Source organism: Massilia mucilaginosa, from assembly GCF_011682145.1.
Taxonomy (GTDB): Bacteria; Pseudomonadota; Gammaproteobacteria; order Burkholderiales; family Burkholderiaceae_D; genus Telluria_A; species Telluria_A mucilaginosa.
Genome location: NZ_WHJH01000016.1, coordinates 36,729 through 56,140 on the forward strand (window position 1 = coordinate 36,729; position 19,412 = coordinate 56,140).

A 19,412-nucleotide genomic window follows, 5' to 3' on the forward strand; every position below is an offset into this window, starting at 1 on the left:
GGCTTATTCCCAATCAAGGGCACCTTTCTTCCAGATATACCAAAAACCGACCACAAACTCGGCGATGAAGACCATCATCGTCACGAAGCCGGACCAGCCCAGTTCACGCATGGAAACGCCCCATGGGAAGAAGAATGCCGTTTCCAGATCAAACAAAATAAACAGGATTGCCACCAGATAGTAGCGGACGTCGAACTTCATGCGCGCGTCTTCGAACGCCTCGAAGCCGCACTCGTAAGGCGACAGCTTGGCGGAATCGGGCTTATGGGGAGAGAGCAGATATCCCAGGACCTGCGGGACGACACCGACACCGATGCCAACCAGAATGAACAACAGGACGGGGAAGTAATTATCGAGGTTCACTTGATGGAGCCTATCTTGAACGATCGGTTAATGAAACACTGCGTGTCGCAGCGCCCTACCGCACGAACCTGGCTTGAACCTTGCCACCAGGACCGTACGACTGATCCTCGCAAAAAAGCCAGCTTAGGCATAAACATGTTCGCTTATGCAACCTTGCTGGCTTTTATATTCTTGGTGCCGACGGCGAGACTCGAACTCGCACAGGCTTTCGCCCACTACCCCCTCAAGATAGCGTGTCTACCAATTTCACCACGTCGGCATTGAGTCCGCTATTCTAACATTGTTACATCACAGTATTCAATGCAAAATTGCGCGAAAACAAGGATAAAACAGAAAAACTTTACATCTATTTGATACCGGCCAATATACAGCCTTACTGCCTGCACTAATACTCTGTGCGCGGGCAGTATTCTAACAGAAAACGATTACTTTGGCAGCTGATTAGCAGGCGTTGCAGGAACAGTTGCCGGGGCAGCCGCATCAGCCGCTGGCGCGGCGGGCGCCGGTGCTGGCGCAGGCACTGCTGGCGTGACCACTGGCGCGGCGGTCGGGATGGCGGCCGAACCGGTCACCGGGGCCGGGGCGGTCACGGCGGCGCGATCCATCAGGCCGCCGCTGTTGACGCCGGTCTGGCCCTTGGCAAAATACGCCAGGCCCAGGGTGGCGCCGAAGAACACCGCGGCGGCAACGCCGGTCGACTTCGACATGAAGTTCGACGAGCCGGTGGCGCCGAACAGGCTGCCGGAAGCACCGGAACCGAAGGCCGCACCCATATCGGCGCCCTTGCCATGCTGCAGCAATACCAGGCCGATAATCGCCAGAGCGGAAAGAACCTGTACAACAACTACCAGATTGAACAACGTGTTCATTGCTTATTCCATTCCAAGTTTAACAACAATAATAGTTCAATTGGCCGCGTGAAGAATGGCGAGGAAATCCGCCGCCTTCAATGCCGCCCCGCCGATCAGACCGCCGTCGATATCTGGCTGGGCCATCAATTCAAGGGCGTTATCGGGCTTCATGCTGCCGCCGTACAAAATCTGCACTGTCTCGGCCGCTACTGCATTCTTTGCCATCAGCTGCGCGCGCAGCTGGGCGTGGACTTCCTGGGCCATGGCCGGCGTGGCGGTCTTGCCGGTGCCGATGGCCCACACCGGTTCGTAGGCGACGACGATCTGCGCCACGCGCTCGCCCACCAGGTCGAGTACGGCGCCGAGCTGGCTCGCTACCACGGCCACGGTCTGGCCGGCCTCGCGTTCGGCCAGCGTTTCGCCGACACACACGATCGGGGTCATGCCCGCGTCGAGCACGGCGACGGCTTTTTTGGCCACCAGCTCGCTGTTTTCGCCATGGTAGGCGCGCCGCTCGGAGTGGCCGACGATGACGTAGGCGCAGGCGAAATCGGCCAGCATGGAGGCCGCGACTTCGCCGGTGAAGGCGCCGCCCGGCTGGGCCGAGACATCCTGGGCACCCCAGGCGACCGGGCTGCCGGCCAGGGCATCCTGGCACTGGGCCAGATAGGGGGCCGGCGCACAGACGGCACAAGAGGCTTCAGAGGCATTGACGCCAGCGACGATGCCGGCCAACAGGCTCGCATTCGCGGCACGGTTGCCGTTCATCTTCCAATTTCCTACGACGAGTTTGCGACGCATAGTAGCCCAGATTTAATTAACCCGCTATTTTAACCCCCGATCCGATGTCGGTCAAACAAAGGCCGGGGTCAGTTGCCAGCCGATCACAGCACTTGCAACATGATCTTCCCGATATGGGTAGAACTCTCCATCAGGGCGTGCGCCTGGGCAGCCTGTTCGAGCGGAAAAGTCTTGAAAATCACCGGGCGAATCTTGCCTTCTTCAATCAGCGGCCAGACCTTGTCGCGCAACCTGGCGGCGATCGCGCCCTTGAAGGCGACCGGGCGCGGACGCAGGGTCGAGCCGGAAATGGTCAGGCGGCGCCGCAGCACCTGGCCGAGGTCGATATTCGCCCTGGCGCCGCCCAGCAGCGCGATCAGGGCGATGCGGCCATCGTCGGCCAGGCAATCGATTTCGCGTGGAATGTAGTCGCCGCCGACCATGTCGAGGATCACGTCGACGCCCTTGTTGTCGGTGAGCGACTTGACGACCGCGACGAAATCCTCGGTTTTGTAGTCGATGCCGCGTTCGGCGCCGAGCGACTCGGTGGCGCGGCACTTGTCGGCGCTGCCGGCGGTGGCGAACACGCGGTGGCCGAGGGCGGCGGCGAGCTGGATCGCGCTCACCCCGATGCCGGACGTGCCGCCCTGCACCAGCAAGGTCTCGTTGCCGGACAGGTGGGCGCGCTCGAACACATTGCTCCAGACCGTGAAGAAGTTCTCGGGCAGGGACGCCGCTTCGAGCGGCGAGAGGCCGGCTGGCACCGGCAGGCACTGCTGCAGCGGGGCGGCGCAGTATTCGGCGTAGCCGCCGCCCTGGACCAGGGCGCAGACCATGTCGCCTTGGTGGAAAGTGCTGCCGGCCAGGTCGCCGCCGACGATCTCGCCGGCCACTTCGAGGCCGGGCAGGTCGGACGCGCCCGGCGGGACAGGGTAATGACCGAGGCGCTGCAAGACGTCGGGACGGTTGATGCCGGCCGCGTGCACGCGGATCAGCACTTCGCCGGCTTTCAGGTCAGGAACGGGACGCTCGCACAGTTGCAATACATCGGGAGGACCGGGCTGTTTGATGTCGATGGCACGCATGGGATGGGGCTCGCTTGGGGCAAAAGGCGATTGTACGGGATGTGGGGGATGCGTGTTTTGCAGGACGCCGCCAGCGACCCGATGACCAACCCTTACGTAGCTAAAGCGGACAGCGTCATCAATGCGCTTTCCAGCAAGGCCGGCAGTTCAGAAAAGGGGTCCCGAAACAGGTATGTTTCGCGACCCACATCGCGCGATCCGGCAACGACCGGCCGCGGAAATAGCAACGGCTACCCCGCCCCGCCCCCACTGCGCGACTGCGTCGGCAGCGGCGTCCCCGGCTTCCACGCGCGCGACAAAGCCTGCGCCTCGTCGATCTGCTCCTGCGTCATGCGCCTGGCGATCGCCGCCCGCTGCCCGGTGGCGTTGGCGTTGCCGCTGGCGGCCGCCAGGTTCCACAACATATACGCCAGCACCTTATCCTGCGGCATGCCCGCCGCGTGATAGCGGTACATCAAACCCAGCGCATGCTGCGCCTCGGCATGGCCCTGCTCGGCGGCCTTGCGGAACCATCCGATTGCCGCCTTGTGATCGAGCGGCACCGCGGTGCCCGTGTAATACATCGCCCCCACCACATACTGCGCGTCGGCCTTGCCCCGCTCGGCCGCCTTGCGGTGCCACAGCATGGCCTGCTTGTAGTCGCGCGCCACCCCGCGTCCCATGTAATACATGAGCCCGAGCAAATGCTGCGCGTCGACATGCCCGGCCCTGGCCAGCGGCGCGACTTCTTTCAGCGCCCGCGCATAGTCGCGCGCATTATAGGCGTTGGCGCCTTCGGTAAAGCCGGCGAGCGCACTGCCGTGCAGGCTGGCGGCGAGCAGCATCGCATACAAGAACTTGTTCATGGCGCGGGTGGCCTGGCGCGCGTGCGTGACGCTCATTTCCAGCTGACCTTGCCAAGACCTTCGACGCTGACGTTGCGGCTGCCCGGCTTGCCGTACACCGTCACCGATCCCATCCCGTTCAGCTTCAGCTTGGCGCTCTGGCGCGCCATCACCGTGGCGTTGCCCAGCCCGTTCAAGTCGAGGTTCACGCTGTCGGTCTGGAAGTGCTGCGCATCGAGTCCGCCCAGCCCGCCCAGATTGGCCCTGAGCCACTTGGCGCGCCCGCTCAGCCTGGCATATCCGGCCCCGCGCAGCTCCAGCTCGACGCCCTCGCTGGCCACGCCCTGCAAGTCCAGGCTGCCTACCCCGCCCAGGCTGGCGCTGACGACGCGGTAGGTGCAGCTGACCTTCATCGAGCCGGCCCCTTCCAGCGACAGGTCGAGCTCGTCGCCCGCGAAACCGCTGACCTCGGTCGAACCGAAGCCGTCGGACGACACTTCGCGCAGGCTCGGGAGCGTCAGCTCGGCCCGCGCACGGCTGCCGCGCGCGGCGCCGCCGATGCTGATGGTGTCGCCGTGCTGCTCGGTGGTGACGCTGCCCAGGGCGCGCCGGGTGCCTTTGACGACCAGGCTGGGCACGGCGCCCTGGCGCAGGTGCAGGTCGATCGCCCCGTCGACCCGGACCCGCTGCGCGCTGGCGTCGACCGTGCGGGTTTCGGTCGTGCCGTCGTCGGCCGAGGCGGCCGTGGCGAGCGGGGCAAGGGCGAGCGCCGCCGCCAGCGCGCCGGCTTGGAAAAACTCAATCATGGTGCATCTTTCGCATCGTTTGTTGTGGCTTGGCTGGCGCCTACATTACCAGCAAGCCGGACGGCTTTCCACTTATTGCGGCAGGCGGGCTTTTGCGGCGGCGCTCAGGCGGCGCGCGCTGACCACGACCACCGGCATGGCGGCGTCAAGCGTGGCGCTGGCGGCCAGCGGCGCGCTGCGCTGGACTGGCGCCGGCGCGCCCGCAGTGGCGAAGGTGCTGGCGCCGATGACGGCGACGACGGCAAGAAAAATGGCTTCCATGTGTTTGGCGATGTTCATGATGCGCTCCTCGTGTGGGTTCGGTGGCGTGGCGGTATGGTGTGACTGTAACCACACGGCGCCCGTCTCTCCAGCCGATTGCGATGAACTGCATTTTTCGCCACCTGGTCCAGCAAAAATGCGCGACGAGGCGTCACGCACGCTTGTACTCACTTGTGCCAGTTGACGAGCCCGTCACGGCGTCCGATACTCGTGCACCATGCAAGCGACCACCTCCCCCAGCTCCCCCGCGCCCGACGCGATTGTCGTCGGCAGCGGGCCGGGCGGCGCCAGCGTGGCGCGCGAACTGGCCGCCCGCGGCCTGCGCGTGCTGATCCTGGAACAGGGCAGCGCCGCCCCGCTCAAAGGCACGCTGGTCCAGATGGCGCGCATCGGCGCAATTCCCGGCAAGGGCGCCTTTATCCACCGCGACGCCTCGCTGCTGGTGCAGGGCATCAACGCCGGCGGCAGCTCCAGCATCAATTTCGCCACCGCCGCCGATCCGCCCCTGGCCCGCTTCGGCGCGTTCGGCATCGACCTGGCGCCGGCCTTGCAGGCCCTGCGCGCCGAACTGCCGATCGGCCCGCTTCCGGATGCGCTGGTCGGCCCGGCGGCGCGCCGCATCATGCAAGGCGCCCTGGCGCTGGGCCTGGACTGGCGCAAGCTCGACAAGATGATCCGCCCGCAACTGTGCCGCACCGGCTGCTGGCGTTGCGTCTACGGCTGTCCGTTCGGGGCCAAGTGGAGCGCGCGCGATCTTCTGGACCAGGCCCGCAGCCACGGCGCCATCCTGCTCGACCAGGCCCGCGCCACGCGCGTGCTGGTCCAGAACGGCAAGGCGGCCGGGGTTGAATACATGCGGGGAGGCAAGCTTGAACAGGCGCTGGCGCCGCTGGTGATCCTGGCCGGCGGCGGCATCGGCAGTCCGCGCCTGCTGCACGCCAGCGGCTTGCGCGCCCGGTCCAGCAGCCTGTTCAGCGATCCGGTGGTGGCGCTGATGGGGACGGTGGACGAGCTCGACGGTGGCGCCGAGGTGCCGATGGCGGCCGGCCTGCGCCTGGACCAGGCCGGCATCTCGCTGGCCGACATGACCTTGCCCAGGCCGATGTACCAGGCCTTCGCGGCGCAGGCCGGCCGCTTCGACCGCCTGTTCGCGCACCGCCGCACGCTCTCGGTCATGGTCAAGATTGCCGACCAGGCTGGCGGCGCGGTCGGGCCGCGCTGGGTCGACAAGACGCTGCACCGGCTCGACCGCGACAAGCTGGCCCAGGGCGAAGCGATGGCGCGCGCCATCCTGGCCGCTTGCGGCGCCACGCACGTCTTCAAAAGCCACCATTTCGCCGCGCATCCGGGCGGTAGCGTGCGCATCGGCGATGGCGTCGACGCCAGTCTGCAAGCCGGCGCGGCCGGCCTGCATGTGTGCGACGCCTCGGTCATTCCGGGGCCGTGGGGCTTGCCGCCGACCCTGACCCTGCTCTGCCTGGGCAAATGGCTGGGCCAGCGCCTGGCGCGCTGAGACCCTGTTTCAGCGGCTCGGCAAGCGACCGGCTCAGGCGGCCAGCGCGCCGTTCAGCGCTTCATGCACCAGGTCGTCGATTTCGCCCGTGATCAGGGTCATGGAGCTGGCCACCACCGAGAACTCCTTGCCGGCCTGGCCGGCGCGCGCGGCGACGATCTGGGCATTGAAAGCGACCATGCGCGCCTGCTTGGCGATGGTCTTGATGTCGCCCATCATCACTTGCAACTGGCGCTTCTGGAGCTGGGCGTGGCGCTTCGATTGTTCCTCATACACCAGGGTCAGCCCGTTGAGCACGCTCAGCAGGGCCGTGGCGCTGCGCACCAGTTCATCGAGCAGCGCGGGCGCGCCGCGCCCTTCGCCGACGATGGCGTCGAGGGTCGATTCGGCCAGCGCGATGAAGTCGCGGATCACGCGGTCGCCCTGCAGCACGCCGAAATAGGCGTCGCGCAGCTGGGCGCAGAACACGCCCGGCAAGCCGCCCTTGCCTTCGACCAGGGTCAGGTGCGCTTCGCGGAACTGCGCCAGGGTCTCGCGCGCGGTGCCGGCGGCGCCGTGGTGGCCCATCGAGGCCAGGACCGCGTACAGCACCACCCGCTGCGAGGTGAAGCGGCGCCGGCCGGACAGGTTGATCAGTGCGCCAAAGACGTCGCCGGATAGCTTGACCCCGGCAAATCCATCGTCGCGCGGGCGGGCCAAGGTGCTCGCATCTTCCAACATGGTGCTCTCCTTCTCAGTGCCGGCGGCGACTTCGCCAGCCGGACAAAGGAAGCCAGTGCAGGTTCCGTGCCAGGCCACAACCGGGCTTTTTGCCGTCGGCTTCACCAAATTGGCGCGATGCAACACAGAGCGAGCACCAAAGCGGTCCGCCACAGCCCAACATGATGCGCAAGTATCGTATTGACGCCCACCAATTGGACAATAACTTATGATTTACTTAAAGCTGCACTTCCAAAATTTCTCGTCTCTTTGTAGGACTAGGACTACATACAGAAATGATATGAACACAAATGGTGCTCTGCAACAGACGTCAAGCGAGCTCTTCACTATGAAGTTGGGTTTGTAATAGTATTTCCATATCAACTAAGCATTCTCTGTAGAAAATTGCAACGAGATGTAAAGAACCGGGCTCATCCTTACCACTGTCACAAGCCAATGTTAGATTGCCCTCTCGCGTACACATACGTGATCCAAGCCACAATCCGGCCTTAACAAAAGGCAACTTAATAGGTGCAATATGATGAAAAAATCTAAAGTTTTCCTGTCGGCCATCGCGCTGGCATCCGCCGCTCTCGTATCGAGCCAGGCATCCGCTGTCGAGATCATCAATACCTCGACTCTGGAATTCGTCGACAACTTCGCTGAAGCCGACGGTTTCTTCGCTGGTGGCAACAAAGGCAACACCTTCATCGACAACTACAGCTTTACCCTGGCCCAGGCTGGCGAATTCGCCGCAGGCATTTTCTCGGTTACCGGCAGCGCTAAAACCGGCCTGGACATCACCGAATTCAACCTGATCGACAGCACCGGCTCCCTGTTCGGCGGCACCCTGCTGTCGACCGGTGCAACCGACCAATGGTCGCTGTCGACCTCGAGCCTGAACGCCGGCACCTACACGCTGCAAGTAAAAGGCAGCATCCTGGGCAACACCGTGGGTCGCTACTCGACCAACATCGCTCTGGCACCAGTACCTGAGCCAGAAACCTACGCAATGATGCTCGCCGGCCTCGGCCTGCTGGGCTTCACCGCTCGCCGCCGCAACAAAAAGGCAGCAGCCGCCGCACTGGCAGCGTAAGCTTTACGCGCCCTGCATGGAAAACCTCGCGTCCCAGTGACGCGGGGTCGCTATGCGGGGTTTTTTCACATGCATATGTTTGCTTAAAAACCAACGTACGTTAAGATACTCCGCCATGCAGCGGCTCCGCCCCTGCGGCCGAGCTGGTTTCCCAGGTACTTATCGTGAGGTTTTTCATGCGCATGCGCCAACTCCCCGTTCTCATCGCCGGACTGTCCCTGTCCCTGTCCGCAGTCGCGGCCGCCAGCGACAGCTGGAACGTTCCCGTCAACGTCAAGAAGCTCGACAACGGCCTGACCGTGATCGTCTCGCCCGACCACACCTCGCCCACCGTCGGCGTGAGCGTGGTGTACCACGTCGGCATGCGGCTCGAACCGAAAAACCGCACCGGCTTCGCCCACCTGTTCGAACACCTGATGTTCCAGGGCACGCCGAACGCACCGAAGGGCGTGTTCGACAAGACCATCACCGGCGGCGGCGGACGCAACAACGGCTCGACCCGCCCCGACTTCACCAACTATATAGAGACGGCGCCGGTCTCGTCGATCGAGTCGATCCTGTGGCTCGAAGCGGACCGCATGAAGACGCTCGACTTCAACGAGAAAACCCTGAAGAACCAGCAGGACGTTGTCAAGGAAGAAATCCGGGTCAACGTGAAGAACCAGCCGTACGGCGGCTTCATGTGGATCGACATCAACCAGCAAGCGTTCCAGAAGTGGGAAAACAATCACGACGGCTACGGCAGCTTCGAAGACCTGGAAGGCGCCAGCCTGGACGACGTGCGCAATTTCCACCGCGATTACTACGGCCCCAACAATGCGGTGCTGGCCATTTCCGGCGACGTGACCCCGGCCCAGGGTTTTGCGCTGGCGCAGAAATACTTCGCCGCCATCCCGACACGCCCGACCCCGCCGCCGACCGATTTTTCCGAACCGCTCAATAGCGCCGAAAAGCGCATCGAGCAAAGCGACGCGCTGGCCCAGGTGCCGGCCATTGCCGCCGGCTGGAAAATGCCGGCGCGTGGCAGCAAGGATCTGGCGCCGATGGCGGTGCTGGGCGAACTGCTGGCCGGCGGCGACGCCTCGGTGCTGTACCAGGGCCTGGTCAAGGGGCGCGAAGTGGCGCTCAACATCGAGAACCTGTACGGGCTGACCAGCCCGTGGGAATTCGACGGCCCGACCTTGTTCACCGTGTTCGCGCTGTACAAGCCGACCGGCAACGCCGACACCGTGCTCAAGGGCATCGATGAAGAAATCGCCAAAGTGGCCGCCGGCGGGGTCGATCCCGCCACGCTCAAGCGCGTCAAGACGCGCATGCTGGCCAACTGGTACAACACGCTGGAAAGCTTCATGGACCGCGCCGACACCCTGGCCAAGCTGCAAACCCTGTGGGGCGACGCCAACGTGGCCAACAAGATTCCGGGCTGGATCGAAGGCGTGAGCTCGGAAGACATCCAGCGCGTCGCGAAGACCTACCTGACCCGCGCCAACCGCACCGTGATCGACCGCAAGCCGGTCGCCAAGACCGCCGCCGTGGCCGCGCCCGCCGCCGCCCCAACGCCCGTGAAGAACTAAGGAGAGCCCGCCATGAAAAAACTGATGCTGGCAATGAGTATTTCCCTGCTGTTCAGCGGCGCCGCGCACGCCGCCGCCGCCGCGCCGGCCCCGGCCGCCAACAAGCTGCCGCCGTACGGCAAGGACAAGCCGATCCCGGCGCCGAAGATCATCAAGAAAACCCTGGCCAACGGCCTGCAGGTGTGGGTCGTGCCGCGCCAGGGCCTGCCGCGCGTGGACTACGTGCTGGCCGTGCGCGGCGCCGGCCTGGCCGCCGACGAGCGCAAGCTGCCCGGTTTCGCCAACCTGATGGCGGGCCTGCTCAATGAAGGCAGCACCAAGCGCGACTCGCGCGCCATTGCCGAAACGGCCCAGGGCCTGGGCGGCGAAGTCGGCGCCGGCGCCAGCCACGACGGCGTGGTGGTGTCGGCCAATGCGCTGACCTCGAACGCCGGCCCGATGCTGCAACTGCTGGCCGAAGTGGCGCGCATGCCGGCCTTCCCGCCGCAGGAAGTCGAGCTGGGCAAGGGCAACGCGCTGGAAGGCCTGAAAGTGTCCGAGACCAGCCCGGGTTTCCGCGCCGAGCGCACGCTGAACAAGGCGGTCTTCGGCGATCACCCGTACGGCAACACCAGCCCGAGCGTGGAATCGATCAGCGCGGTCACGCCGGAATTGCTGCGCGCCGAGCACGCCAAGCGCTTCCGCCCCGACCGCAGTCTGCTGGTGATCACCGGCCGCATCGACGAAGCCGAAGCCATCAAGCTGGCCACGGCCGCTTTCGGCGACTGGAAGGCCGAGGGCGCGGCCCTGCCCGATACCCCGGGCGCCAGCCTGGCCGCCAAGCCGGTGCGCATCATCCTCCAGCGCGACGGCAGCGTGCAGTCGACCATGCGCCTGGGCAGCCCCGGCATGGCCGCCAGCGCCAGCGACTTCGTGCCGCTGCGCCTGACCAGCACCATCCTCGGCGGCGGTTTCAGCAGCCGCGTGAACCTCAACCTGCGCGAAGAAAAAGGCTACACCTACGGCGCCTCGGCCGGGGCGCGCATCTTCCGCAACGGCGGCAGCATCGTCGGCGGCGCCGATGTGCGCAACGAGGTCACCGGCGACGCGCTCAAGGAATACCTGCACGAGTACAAGCGCATCGGCACCGAGCTGGTGCCGGAAGCGGAAATGAGCATGAACAAGCGCTACGTGGCGGGCGGCTACCTGATCAGCAACCAGATGCAGGCCGCCGTGGCCAGGACCCTGGCCGGCAACTGGCTGATCGGCCTGCCGCCGGAATTCCTCGGCCAGTACGTGCCGCTGATCCAGAAAGTCACGCCGGAGCAAGTGCGCGAGATGGGCAAGAAGTACTTTGCGCCGGAACTGCAATCGGTGGTGGTGGTGGGCGACAATGCCGCCGTGGCCGAACAGCTGAAAAAGTACGGCGAATTCACCGTCCAGCAAAAGTAAGCCGGGAACAGGCACGCGGCCCGCCAGGGCGCGCCGCCGCTTCACCGACCGGCCCCAACGCCGCCTGTGCCCAAGCACCGGCGGCGTTTTTTTGCCTGTCGGATGACAGCACGCCGTCCGCCAAGAGTCCAGGCCGCTGGTTTTTGAACATGAGTCACCATGAGTTAAGTTGAACTTTTGATATTACACAGATAACATCGCCGGGTTTTCCTCTTTAAAATCAAGCTATTAGAAATCCGGATACGAAGAGCGAAAACACCGTGTTTTTTCATATCCCTCAATCAAAGGATGCCAATGAACGCACTTTCGCTCTGCTCGCTGCCGTCGCGCGGCGTGCTGGCGCTCAGTCTTGCCGCCGGGCTAACGAGCCTGCCGACAGGCGCTGCCGCCCAGACCACGCCGGCCCCGGGCGCGCTCAGCCCCGCCTGCGCCAGCTTCTACCCGGCCGACTTCAAACTGTCGAGCACGCGCAACACCGACGCCATTCCCACCACGGCCCGTCCGGCCAAGGGCGTGGCGCTCAAGGAAGCGGCCTACAACACCTGCCTGGTGCGCGCCACCAACCACACGGCCGAGGGTGTGAGCGGCTTTTCGCGCAACGATTATTCGCGCCGCCAGGCCTTCAACGCCGACAGCTCGCAATACCTGACCTATGCGCTGAACGGCTTCTGGCAGACCTACGACGCCCGGACCTTCAACTTCAGCAAGCGCCTGCCCGGCCTGGCCGGCGACGCCGAACCGCAATGGCATCCGGCCAACGCCGACAAGCTGTACTACCTGCCGACCAACGGCGTGGGCATGCGCCTGAACGAGCTGACGGTGTCGACCGGCGCGACGCGCGTGGTGGGCGACTTCGCGGCGCGCCTGAAAGCGCGCTGGCCGGGCGCCAACGCGGCCTGGACCAAGTCGGAAGGCTCGCCGTCGAAGGATGGCCGCTACTGGTGCTTCATGGTCGATGATGCCAACTGGAACAGCCTGGGCGTGTTCACCTGGGACCGCGACACCAATACCATCCTCGCCACCCTCGACACCAGGGGCGACCGTCCGGATCACGTCAGCATGAGCCCGAGCGGCAACTACTGCGTCATTTCCGGCGACAGCGCCAGCGCTACCGTCGTCGCCAACCGCGACCTGAGCAACCGCCGCAAGATCCATCCGAAATCGGAGCACTCGGACCTGGCGATCGACGCCAACGGCGACGATGTGTACGTCTCGGTCGACTACCAGGCCAACGCGGGCGACCTGTTCATGGTCAACCTGCGCACCGGCGTGCGCACCAATCTGTTCCCGACCTACGTGAACGGCTCCGCCACCGCGCTGCACCTGTCCGGCAAAGGCTTCAACAAGCCGGGCTGGGCGCTGGTATCGACCTACGCCGACAGCGGCGCGCGCCAATGGCTGCACCGAAAGATGTTCATGGTTCAACTGGCCGCCAATCCGCTCACCTACAACCTGGGCTTTACGCGCGTGACCAGCAATGGCTACTGGAGCGAGCCGCACGCCTCGGTCAACCGCGACTTGACCAAGGTGATCTTCAATTCGAACTGGGGCACCGGCAGCGACACCGATGTCGACGCCTACCTGATCGAGATTCCGGCGAGCGCCATCAAGACCATCCCGGGCGCCGGCACCCCGACCACGCCGCCACCGGCAACCCCGGCGCTGGCGATCACCCTGGGCGCGCTGACCAGGAGCGGCTACAACGCCACGTATGCCTTGACCACCAACCAGCCGGCCAAGTGCCGCGCAGCCTGGTCCGCCGGCAATGCGTACGACGCGCTGTATGACCCCATCAGCACCGCAACCGGCGGCCTGAAGCACAGCAAGGCACTCACGCTCGGTTCGACTTCCTCGCAAACCGTGTATGCGGTCTGCAAGTCGGATGTGCTGGGTAGCGAAAAGGAACAGGCCATCCTGCTCAAGTAAGCGCTATTTTCACCTGTCAATGTAAGCGTATACATTGGCAGGCAAGCGACGTTTATAGGAGCAATAGTTGCAATTGGTTATCTACGTAAGAGATAATGCGAGGCAACTACATCATTCCGTCCGCCGGCGTGCAAGCGCCGGCGGTTTTCATTTCATGCCGCCCTATCGACCACCCGAAGGCGCACTGCCCGTCCGGATCATCATGCCCAATCCCCGCCTTTTCATCGCGCCATTGCTGCTGGCGGTCCTGTCCGCCTGTAGCACCTACGTGCCGCCGCCAAGCAAGCCGACCGCGACCTTGGTCATGTACATGGAAAACGAAACCCCCACCCCACGCATGCGCATCGGCAGAGCCGTGGCTTTCGAAGATAACGAATGCGGGGCCCCGCGCACCAACCACGTCATCAACAGCGCCATTTCCATGGACGATGTCGATGAAATACCGCGCAAGCAGATTGCAGCCGAGCAGGAATTCACCTTCGCCATGGAAGCCTCGCACGTTCTGTGGGGCGGCAATTCGGGCTGTTCCGTCACCGCGACTTTCACGCCCAAGGCCGGCCAGACCTACGACGCCCGCATGTACACACGCGGAAACTCGCAACGTTGCGAGATGATCATCGTGGACCAGGACAACCACGAGGTCCCGTCCACAAGGCCCGCATACTCCTGCATGCACGGGATGAACGGCATCAACAAAAATGGCCAGGGCTGGTACAAGGCGATCAGTGTATCGGTCACGATTGTCAGGTAAATCATGCGCAACGCGACATCCCCAGGTTCATCATGAAACTCATCAAACCGCTTTCTCTCGCCCTCATGCTGTTGCTGGCCGCGTGTGCCGCCGACTACCACCCACGTACCAACTACGTGCTGTTCGCGTCGGACGGTGGCTACCAGGAAGAACAGGGACCGGGCAAGCTGATCAAGGTAAGCTACATCGGACCACGCGGGGTAAACGTGTATATGGCCGCCAACTCGGTCCTCTACAGAAGCGCCGAAATCACCCAGCGCGAAGGAAAAACATATTTCGCGCTGTACAACGACCTGCCATCGGCGCTGAAAGACCGGCGCAGCGATAAAGCCGTGTATTCGACCGTGGGCCACAGGGCCTTTTCCTACGCCTACATCGTACCCTTCGAAGACAATGCACCGGGCCTGCTGTCGGCTGCGGAAGTCATCGCCCGGCTCGAGACCAAGGTCAAAGGCAAGCCGCGATGACGCCCGTGCCCCTTATGATGAAGTGGAGCACGATCCTGGCCGTGCTGGCCCTGCTGGGCACGGCGGGCTGCGGCGAAGCCCCGATCTACCGTTCGGCTCCCATGGCGGCCGATGCCTCGGCGCTGGTCGACGCCTCCGGCAGGATCGTCAAATGGATTTGCGCCAAGGGCGAGCGACACCGCTTGGTGGGCGACGCCAACGGAAATGCGCAGATTCCCGCCGGCGCGCGCGTGACCGTCGGCGCCTATTACAATCAGGACAGACTACGATGCCTGGCAGCGGCGAGCTTCATCCCCCAGGCCGGACAGCGCTACCGCATCGACCTGCAACTTGCCGCTGAACGTTGCAGACCCGCCATTTACATCGACGACCCCGGCACCGTCATCGGCGTACGGCTCGCGCCCGGCGTGCAGTCGGCGCGCGGCTGCGATCTCTGAACCGGCCTTCCTCAACAATGGCATTTTCCATGCCATGAGACGAACTATTGCGCAACAAAATGGGCATTGAGCCAGATCAAAGGTTGTTCAGAAAGAAGCACGTATAGTTATTTGTAGCAAGCGGGGCTCAACCAACCTTTGAGCGTTGTCAAACATTGTGCAACTTTCTTTGACCGGGAGAACGACGCGCATGCAAGCCCGACTGCACCTCCCGCTCTGGATCCACCCCTTCGACCACGTCAGCTCAGCCCTGTGCGCCAAGATCACGGCGGCACTGGAACAGGCCGGCTTGCAGCCGGATCCCGGCGGCGCCCGCCCGTCCGGCTTCGGCCTGGCCCTGGTCGACGGCGTCGACGCCGCCGTGCTGGAGCGGGTGCGCAGCCTGGCCGCCGGCGCCAGCGTGCTGGCCATCGCCGTCGGCGCGCATCCCCCGGCCACGGCCGACATGTGGGCCTTGCTCGAAGCCGGCGCTTTCGACGTGCTCAACTGGACCGACGGCGCCGGCGACGCCGCCCGCATCCAGGCCCGGCTGGAGCGGCGCGACGCCCTGCAGCGCCTGGCCGACTCGCCCGACGTGCGCAGCACCCTGGTCGGCGCCAGCCAGGCCTGGCGCGCGCTGGTGCACAGCGTGGTCGAGGTGGCCGCCTTCACCGAGTCGCCGGTCCTGATCACCGGCGAGACCGGCACCGGCAAGGACCAGGTCGCGCAACTGATCCACCGCCTCGGCGGACACGGCGACCTCGTCGTGCTCGACTGCACCACGCTCACGCCCGAACTGGCCGGCAGCGAACTGTTCGGCCATGAGCGCGGCGCGTTCACCGGGGCCGCGAATGCGCGCGACGGCGCCTTTGCGCTGGCCGATGGCGGCGTGCTGTTCCTCGACGAAGTGGGCGAACTGCCCTTGCCGCTGCAGGCGCAGCTTTTGCGCGCGCTGCAGGAGCACACCTATAAGCGGGTCGGCAGCAATACCTGGCAGCGCTCGCGCTTCCGGCTGGTGTGCGCCACCAACCGCAGCCTGGAAGACGAGGTGGCGAACGGGCGCTTCCGGGCCGACCTGTACCACCGCATCGCCGCCTGGCGCTGCCGCACCCCGCCCCTGCGCGAACGCAGCGACGACGTGCTGCCGCTGGCGCAGCACTTCCTGGCGCTGCTGGCAGGTCCCGGCGCGGCCTGCGGATTCGACGCCGCCGTGCGCGAATACCTGCTGCTGCGCGAATACCCCGGCAATGTGCGCGAACTGCGCCAGACCGTGGCGCGCCTGTGGTACCGCCACAGCGGCCCCGGGCCGATCACCATCGGCGACCTGGCGCCCGACGAGCGCCCCGCGCGCGGCGCGCCCGCCAGCTGGCCCGATATCCGCTTCGAAAGCGCGATCCGCGCGGCGCTCGACTTGCGCATCGGCCTGGCGCGCATCAGCCAGGCCGCCGCCGACATCGCGATCCAGCTGGTGCTGGAGCAGGAGGGCGACAACAACCAGCGCGCCGCGCTGCGCCTGGGCGTGACCGACCGCGCCTTGCAGATCAGGAGGAAGGCATGGGCCGAGGCGCACTGACTTAGCTTAGTCGTTCGGGATCGGCTTGACCAGGATACTGGAAGCGGGCGCGAAGCCGTATCGCCGGTAAAGATCGGCGGCGAACCGGTTGTCGTTGAACACATTGAGCATGATCCTGCGCGCCCCGAGCGCGCGCGCGCGCTGTTCGAGCAGACGCATGGCCGCGCTGCCCAAGCCCTGGCCGCGATACTCCGGCCAGATCACCCAATCGTACAGGTACACATAGGGGTCCAGCGCCGCCTGGCGCAGTTCGAACCAGAGCGCGCCAACGTCCGCACCGGCCGCCTCGATGGCGTAGAGATGCTGCCCGCTCGCCTCCGGCTCCGCATCCGCGCAGATCTTGAGAAATGCAGCCTCGGCACTGGCACGGGCGGCTTGCGCGCTGCTGCCGTAGGCACGCGACTGTGCCTCGGCAAGCAGGGGGATCGCGCGCACGGCGTAGGCATCGAAACTGGCGCCCGACATCGGACGCAGGACGACTGTCGCCGTCATCCCGGCACTACCGGCGAGCTGCTGTTGGGTTCAATATGGAGTGGATCCATCACGGTGGGAATAGTCGAACGGTTGCCCAGGGCGACAGTATAGACGTGGCTTTGGGTCAGCTGCGCACACTTGGTCAAGCGCACCGCCTGGCGGTCATCGATGGCGCAGGTCGGCGTACAGGCCAGGCCGCGCGCGGTCGCCGCCAGCAGGATGTTTTGCGCGATGTGCCCCGCTTCCAGCAAGACCACACGGTAGCCGGTTGGATGCGGATACTTCCACATCGTCCGCTCGAAATGCGCCACCAGCACCACCAGCGCGGCCGTGTGCTCGAACCAGCGCTGCCCCGCCAGCACATCCGAGACCGACAGAAGTTCCTGATCGTTCACCAGCCCGAGCGAGTGCTCGCTGGCGCTGTAATGATAGACCCCGGGCGCCAGCCCGTCGACGCGGCGGGCATACACATACGCCTCGTAGGGATTGCGTCCGCCGCCGGAGGGGGTCAGCTTGAAGGGCAGTTGTTCCGGCGATTGCGCAAACGGCTTGACGAAGCCGGTGATGCCAAGCCCGGCGAACAGGCATTCGGACAGATGATCGAGCCGCAGCGGCTGGTCCGAGAAGCCGCGATAGCTGCGCCGCCTGCACATGAGCGAGAGCGCGTCCGACTCCAGCTCGGGGCGCGGCAAGCTGGTGATTGTCGCGTAGCCCTGATTATCCTGGTGCAGCGCGACCGCATCGGTCGTGATCGATTTCTCGACCAGGCGCGAGGCGCTCTGGGCGGGATCCATGTACTCGGTGCCGCGAATCGAAAAATGATAGTACCCGGCCACCGCCCCCCAGGCGAAGCGCTCTTCGTATTCCTGGTCCTGCACGGCCGCCGGGCTGTGCAGGCTGACCAGCAAGGATGCCGATGTCAACGAGGCGATTTCGCGCCCGAGCGCCGCATGCGCCGCCTCGGGCAATGCACTGTACAGGGCGTAGGGATGACTCCACTGGTCGCAGGAGGCGAGTACCCAGCGGCCCAGCTCGGACAGCGCGATCTCGGTTTTGGCGACGTAGTTTTCGGCAATGAGGGCAGCGTTCGAATATCGCAATATGATGCTGCGTGCGCGTCTGATCATCAACATTTCCTTCTGGCGGGAACGATGAATCGATGTGCTGCAAGAGTCGCAACACCTGGAAATGGGTAAGGGCTGGCGCGGCCGTCAGCGGCGCGGGTCCGGGTACAAGCCGTTCCCGGAAAACGTGGAAAAAGGCGATGGCGGCGCCTGGCCGGGCGCGGCCGCATTGACGGGACGCGCGCCCGCCTCTTGCTGGGCGATCAGGGCATTGTATGGATCGGCGACGCGAATCAGGCGGCCGGTATAGGCATCGAGCACGGCGAGAAAGCGGACAGGAATCAAGCTTATCCGTGGCGGAGTGCAGCGGAAATCGAACATGACGTGCACTTCTTCGGCAATCGAAGGCATGCACTGGACGGCGATGAACATATCCTTCGCCTGCATGCGGCGCGCAAAACACTGCTGAACCTCGGGGTGCAGCAGTGCGCTCAGTACAAAGCGGTCGCCGCTGGTGCCGCCGTAGTTTTTGACGAGTTCGGAAAATTCATGCACGGCGTTGCGGATGGCGGCGCTCGTCTCTTCGGTGATCGGCGCTTCGATCGGGGCGGAGGATGTGTCGGGATCGGGGGTTTTCTTGTCTGTCGGGTCTTTTGGATTTGGCATGAAACTGACTCCTGAAAAAGAGACAATCGGCCCGCCCCGGCAGCGGCGGGCGTGCTGGATGATCGGATCAGTACACGATGCCGGTCAGCGATGGATGATGGGAGGCCAGCGATGGATGATGTGCTGCCACCGATGGATGATGGGTTGCCAGCGACGGATGATGCACGGCCAGCGATGGATGATGCAGCGCCACGGATGGATGGTGCGTCGCCAGCGAAGGATGGTGCACTGCCACGGCCTGGGATGGGTGGTGCGCAGCCAGCGACGGATGATGCAGCGCCACCGCTTGGGATGGATCTTGCACGGCCAGTGACGGATGATGCACGGCCAGTGACGGATGATGCACCGCCAGCGACGGATGATGCGCCGCCACGGATGGATGGTGGGTCGCCAGCGAAGGATGGTGCACGGCTGCTGCCTGAGATGGGTGGTGCGCAGCCAGCGACGGATGATGCGCCGCAGCGGCCTGGAATGGATCTTGCGGCGCCAGCGACGGATGGTGCGCCGCCAGCGATGGATGGTGCAGCGCCAGCGATGGGTGATGGACTGCCAGCGATGGATGATGGACTGCCAGCGATGGGTGATGTACAGCTAACGAAGGATGGTGCGAAGCAAAAGCGGGATGGTGTTGAGCAAAGTCTGCCATGATGATTTCCTGTCGAAGAGATGAGTCGTTCTGAAACGAGCCGCCAGCCTGTTGGTAATCAATGCAGCTATTCGAAGCTGATCTCCATCATCATGATTTTGATCAACTGCGCAGCGCAACGCCATTCTTCCACGCTTGATTGGTCG

The 19,412-nt window shown here is 64.5% G+C and carries 21 protein-coding genes and 1 tRNA gene; 9 read left to right on the forward strand and 13 right to left on the reverse strand.

Annotation, left to right across the window (positions count from 1 at the left end; translation table 11 throughout):
* Nucleotides 1-3: 3 nt before the first annotated feature.
* From F2P45_RS15195 to F2P45_RS15230, 8 genes are all read right to left on the reverse strand, one after another.
* Nucleotides 4-363, reverse strand: a complete 360-nt coding sequence (locus F2P45_RS15195) for an NADH-quinone oxidoreductase subunit A (protein WP_099876556.1) — start codon at nt 361-363, stop codon at nt 4-6.
* Between the two features lie 172 nt (nt 364-535).
* Nucleotides 536-622: transfer RNA gene (locus tag F2P45_RS15200), tRNA-Leu, on the reverse strand.
* A 166-nt stretch (nt 623-788) separates the two neighbouring features.
* Nucleotides 789-1,232 (reverse strand): preprotein translocase subunit SecG, encoded by a 444-nt coding sequence (gene secG / locus F2P45_RS15205; RefSeq protein ID WP_166876507.1) that lies wholly within the window; start codon nt 1,230-1,232, stop codon nt 789-791.
* Nucleotides 1,233-1,268: 36 nt separating this feature from the next.
* On the reverse strand, nt 1,269-2,015 hold the full coding sequence (gene tpiA, locus F2P45_RS15210; protein WP_166876509.1) for a triose-phosphate isomerase: 747 nt from the start codon (nt 2,013-2,015) through the stop codon (nt 1,269-1,271).
* An 83-nt stretch (nt 2,016-2,098) separates the two neighbouring features.
* Nucleotides 2,099-3,079 carry an NAD(P)H-quinone oxidoreductase gene (locus tag F2P45_RS15215; RefSeq protein ID WP_166876511.1) on the reverse strand — a complete coding sequence of 327 codons (981 nt, stop codon included), beginning with the start codon at nt 3,077-3,079 and terminating at the stop codon, nt 2,099-2,101.
* Between the two features lie 230 nt (nt 3,080-3,309).
* The gene (locus F2P45_RS15220; protein WP_308613542.1) at nt 3,310-3,960 is read right to left on the reverse strand and encodes a tetratricopeptide repeat protein; all 651 of its coding nucleotides are present in this window, start codon (nt 3,958-3,960) and stop codon (nt 3,310-3,312) included.
* A complete protein-coding gene (locus tag F2P45_RS15225; protein WP_166876512.1) occupies nt 3,957-4,709 on the reverse strand; it encodes a GIN domain-containing protein in 753 nt (250 codons plus the stop codon). Before F2P45_RS15225 ends, F2P45_RS15220 begins: the two co-directional genes overlap by 4 nt.
* 72 nt (nt 4,710-4,781) lie before the next feature.
* On the reverse strand, nt 4,782-4,988 hold the full coding sequence (locus tag F2P45_RS15230) for a hypothetical protein (RefSeq protein WP_166876514.1): 207 nt from the start codon (nt 4,986-4,988) through the stop codon (nt 4,782-4,784).
* Nucleotides 4,989-5,187: 199 nt separating this feature from the next.
* Between F2P45_RS15230 and F2P45_RS15235 the strand changes: the two genes are divergently transcribed.
* Entirely contained in the window at nt 5,188-6,483 is a 1,296-nt protein-coding gene (locus F2P45_RS15235; RefSeq protein WP_166876516.1) for a GMC family oxidoreductase N-terminal domain-containing protein, read from the forward strand.
* Between the two features lie 33 nt (nt 6,484-6,516).
* Here F2P45_RS15235 and F2P45_RS15240 read toward each other — a convergent pair whose 3' ends face one another.
* Nucleotides 6,517-7,203 (reverse strand): methyl-accepting chemotaxis protein, encoded by a 687-nt coding sequence (locus F2P45_RS15240; RefSeq protein ID WP_166876518.1) that lies wholly within the window; start codon nt 7,201-7,203, stop codon nt 6,517-6,519.
* 520 nt (nt 7,204-7,723) lie between these two features.
* On the opposite strand from F2P45_RS15240, the gene F2P45_RS15245 reads away from it, so the two are divergent.
* From F2P45_RS15245 to F2P45_RS15280, 8 genes are all read left to right on the forward strand, one after another.
* Entirely contained in the window at nt 7,724-8,278 is a 555-nt protein-coding gene (locus tag F2P45_RS15245) for an FxDxF family PEP-CTERM protein (protein WP_166876520.1), read from the forward strand.
* A 176-nt stretch (nt 8,279-8,454) separates the two neighbouring features.
* The gene (locus tag F2P45_RS15250) at nt 8,455-9,852 is read left to right on the forward strand and encodes a M16 family metallopeptidase (protein WP_166876522.1); all 1,398 of its coding nucleotides are present in this window, start codon (nt 8,455-8,457) and stop codon (nt 9,850-9,852) included.
* A 12-nt stretch (nt 9,853-9,864) separates the two neighbouring features.
* Nucleotides 9,865-11,283, forward strand: a complete 1,419-nt coding sequence (locus F2P45_RS15255) for a M16 family metallopeptidase (RefSeq protein ID WP_166876525.1) — start codon at nt 9,865-9,867, stop codon at nt 11,281-11,283.
* A gap of 294 nt (nt 11,284-11,577) precedes the next feature.
* The gene (locus tag F2P45_RS15260; RefSeq protein WP_187367175.1) at nt 11,578-13,209 is read left to right on the forward strand and encodes a YncE family protein; all 1,632 of its coding nucleotides are present in this window, start codon (nt 11,578-11,580) and stop codon (nt 13,207-13,209) included.
* A 67-nt stretch (nt 13,210-13,276) separates the two neighbouring features.
* Nucleotides 13,277-13,960: a hypothetical protein gene (locus F2P45_RS15265; protein ID WP_166876528.1), complete on the forward strand. Its 684-nt coding sequence runs from the start codon at nt 13,277-13,279 to the stop codon at nt 13,958-13,960.
* A 32-nt stretch (nt 13,961-13,992) separates the two neighbouring features.
* A complete protein-coding gene (locus F2P45_RS15270) occupies nt 13,993-14,427 on the forward strand; it encodes a CC0125/CC1285 family lipoprotein (RefSeq protein WP_166876530.1) in 435 nt (144 codons plus the stop codon).
* A gap of 14 nt (nt 14,428-14,441) precedes the next feature.
* Entirely contained in the window at nt 14,442-14,864 is a 423-nt protein-coding gene (locus tag F2P45_RS15275) for a hypothetical protein (protein WP_223164752.1), read from the forward strand.
* 190 nt (nt 14,865-15,054) lie between these two features.
* Nucleotides 15,055-16,416, forward strand: coding sequence for a sigma-54-dependent transcriptional regulator (locus F2P45_RS15280; protein WP_166876535.1), 1,362 nt, complete (start codon nt 15,055-15,057; stop codon nt 16,414-16,416).
* A gap of 6 nt (nt 16,417-16,422) precedes the next feature.
* Here the strand turns inward: F2P45_RS15280 and F2P45_RS15285 are convergent, their stop codons facing one another.
* The 4 genes from F2P45_RS15285 to F2P45_RS15300 form a co-directional block, all read right to left on the reverse strand.
* On the reverse strand, nt 16,423-16,908 hold the full coding sequence (locus tag F2P45_RS15285; RefSeq protein WP_166876539.1) for a GNAT family N-acetyltransferase: 486 nt from the start codon (nt 16,906-16,908) through the stop codon (nt 16,423-16,425).
* On the reverse strand, nt 16,905-18,017 hold the full coding sequence (locus tag F2P45_RS15290; RefSeq protein ID WP_166876542.1) for a SagB/ThcOx family dehydrogenase: 1,113 nt from the start codon (nt 18,015-18,017) through the stop codon (nt 16,905-16,907). The genes F2P45_RS15285 and F2P45_RS15290 overlap by 4 nt, the downstream gene beginning before the upstream one ends.
* A gap of 84 nt (nt 18,018-18,101) precedes the next feature.
* Nucleotides 18,102-18,620, reverse strand: a complete 519-nt coding sequence (locus F2P45_RS15295; protein WP_166876545.1) for a hypothetical protein — start codon at nt 18,618-18,620, stop codon at nt 18,102-18,104.
* 67 nt (nt 18,621-18,687) lie between these two features.
* Nucleotides 18,688-19,266: a hypothetical protein gene (locus F2P45_RS15300; protein ID WP_166876548.1), complete on the reverse strand. Its 579-nt coding sequence runs from the start codon at nt 19,264-19,266 to the stop codon at nt 18,688-18,690.
* Nucleotides 19,267-19,412: the final 146 nt, after the last annotated feature.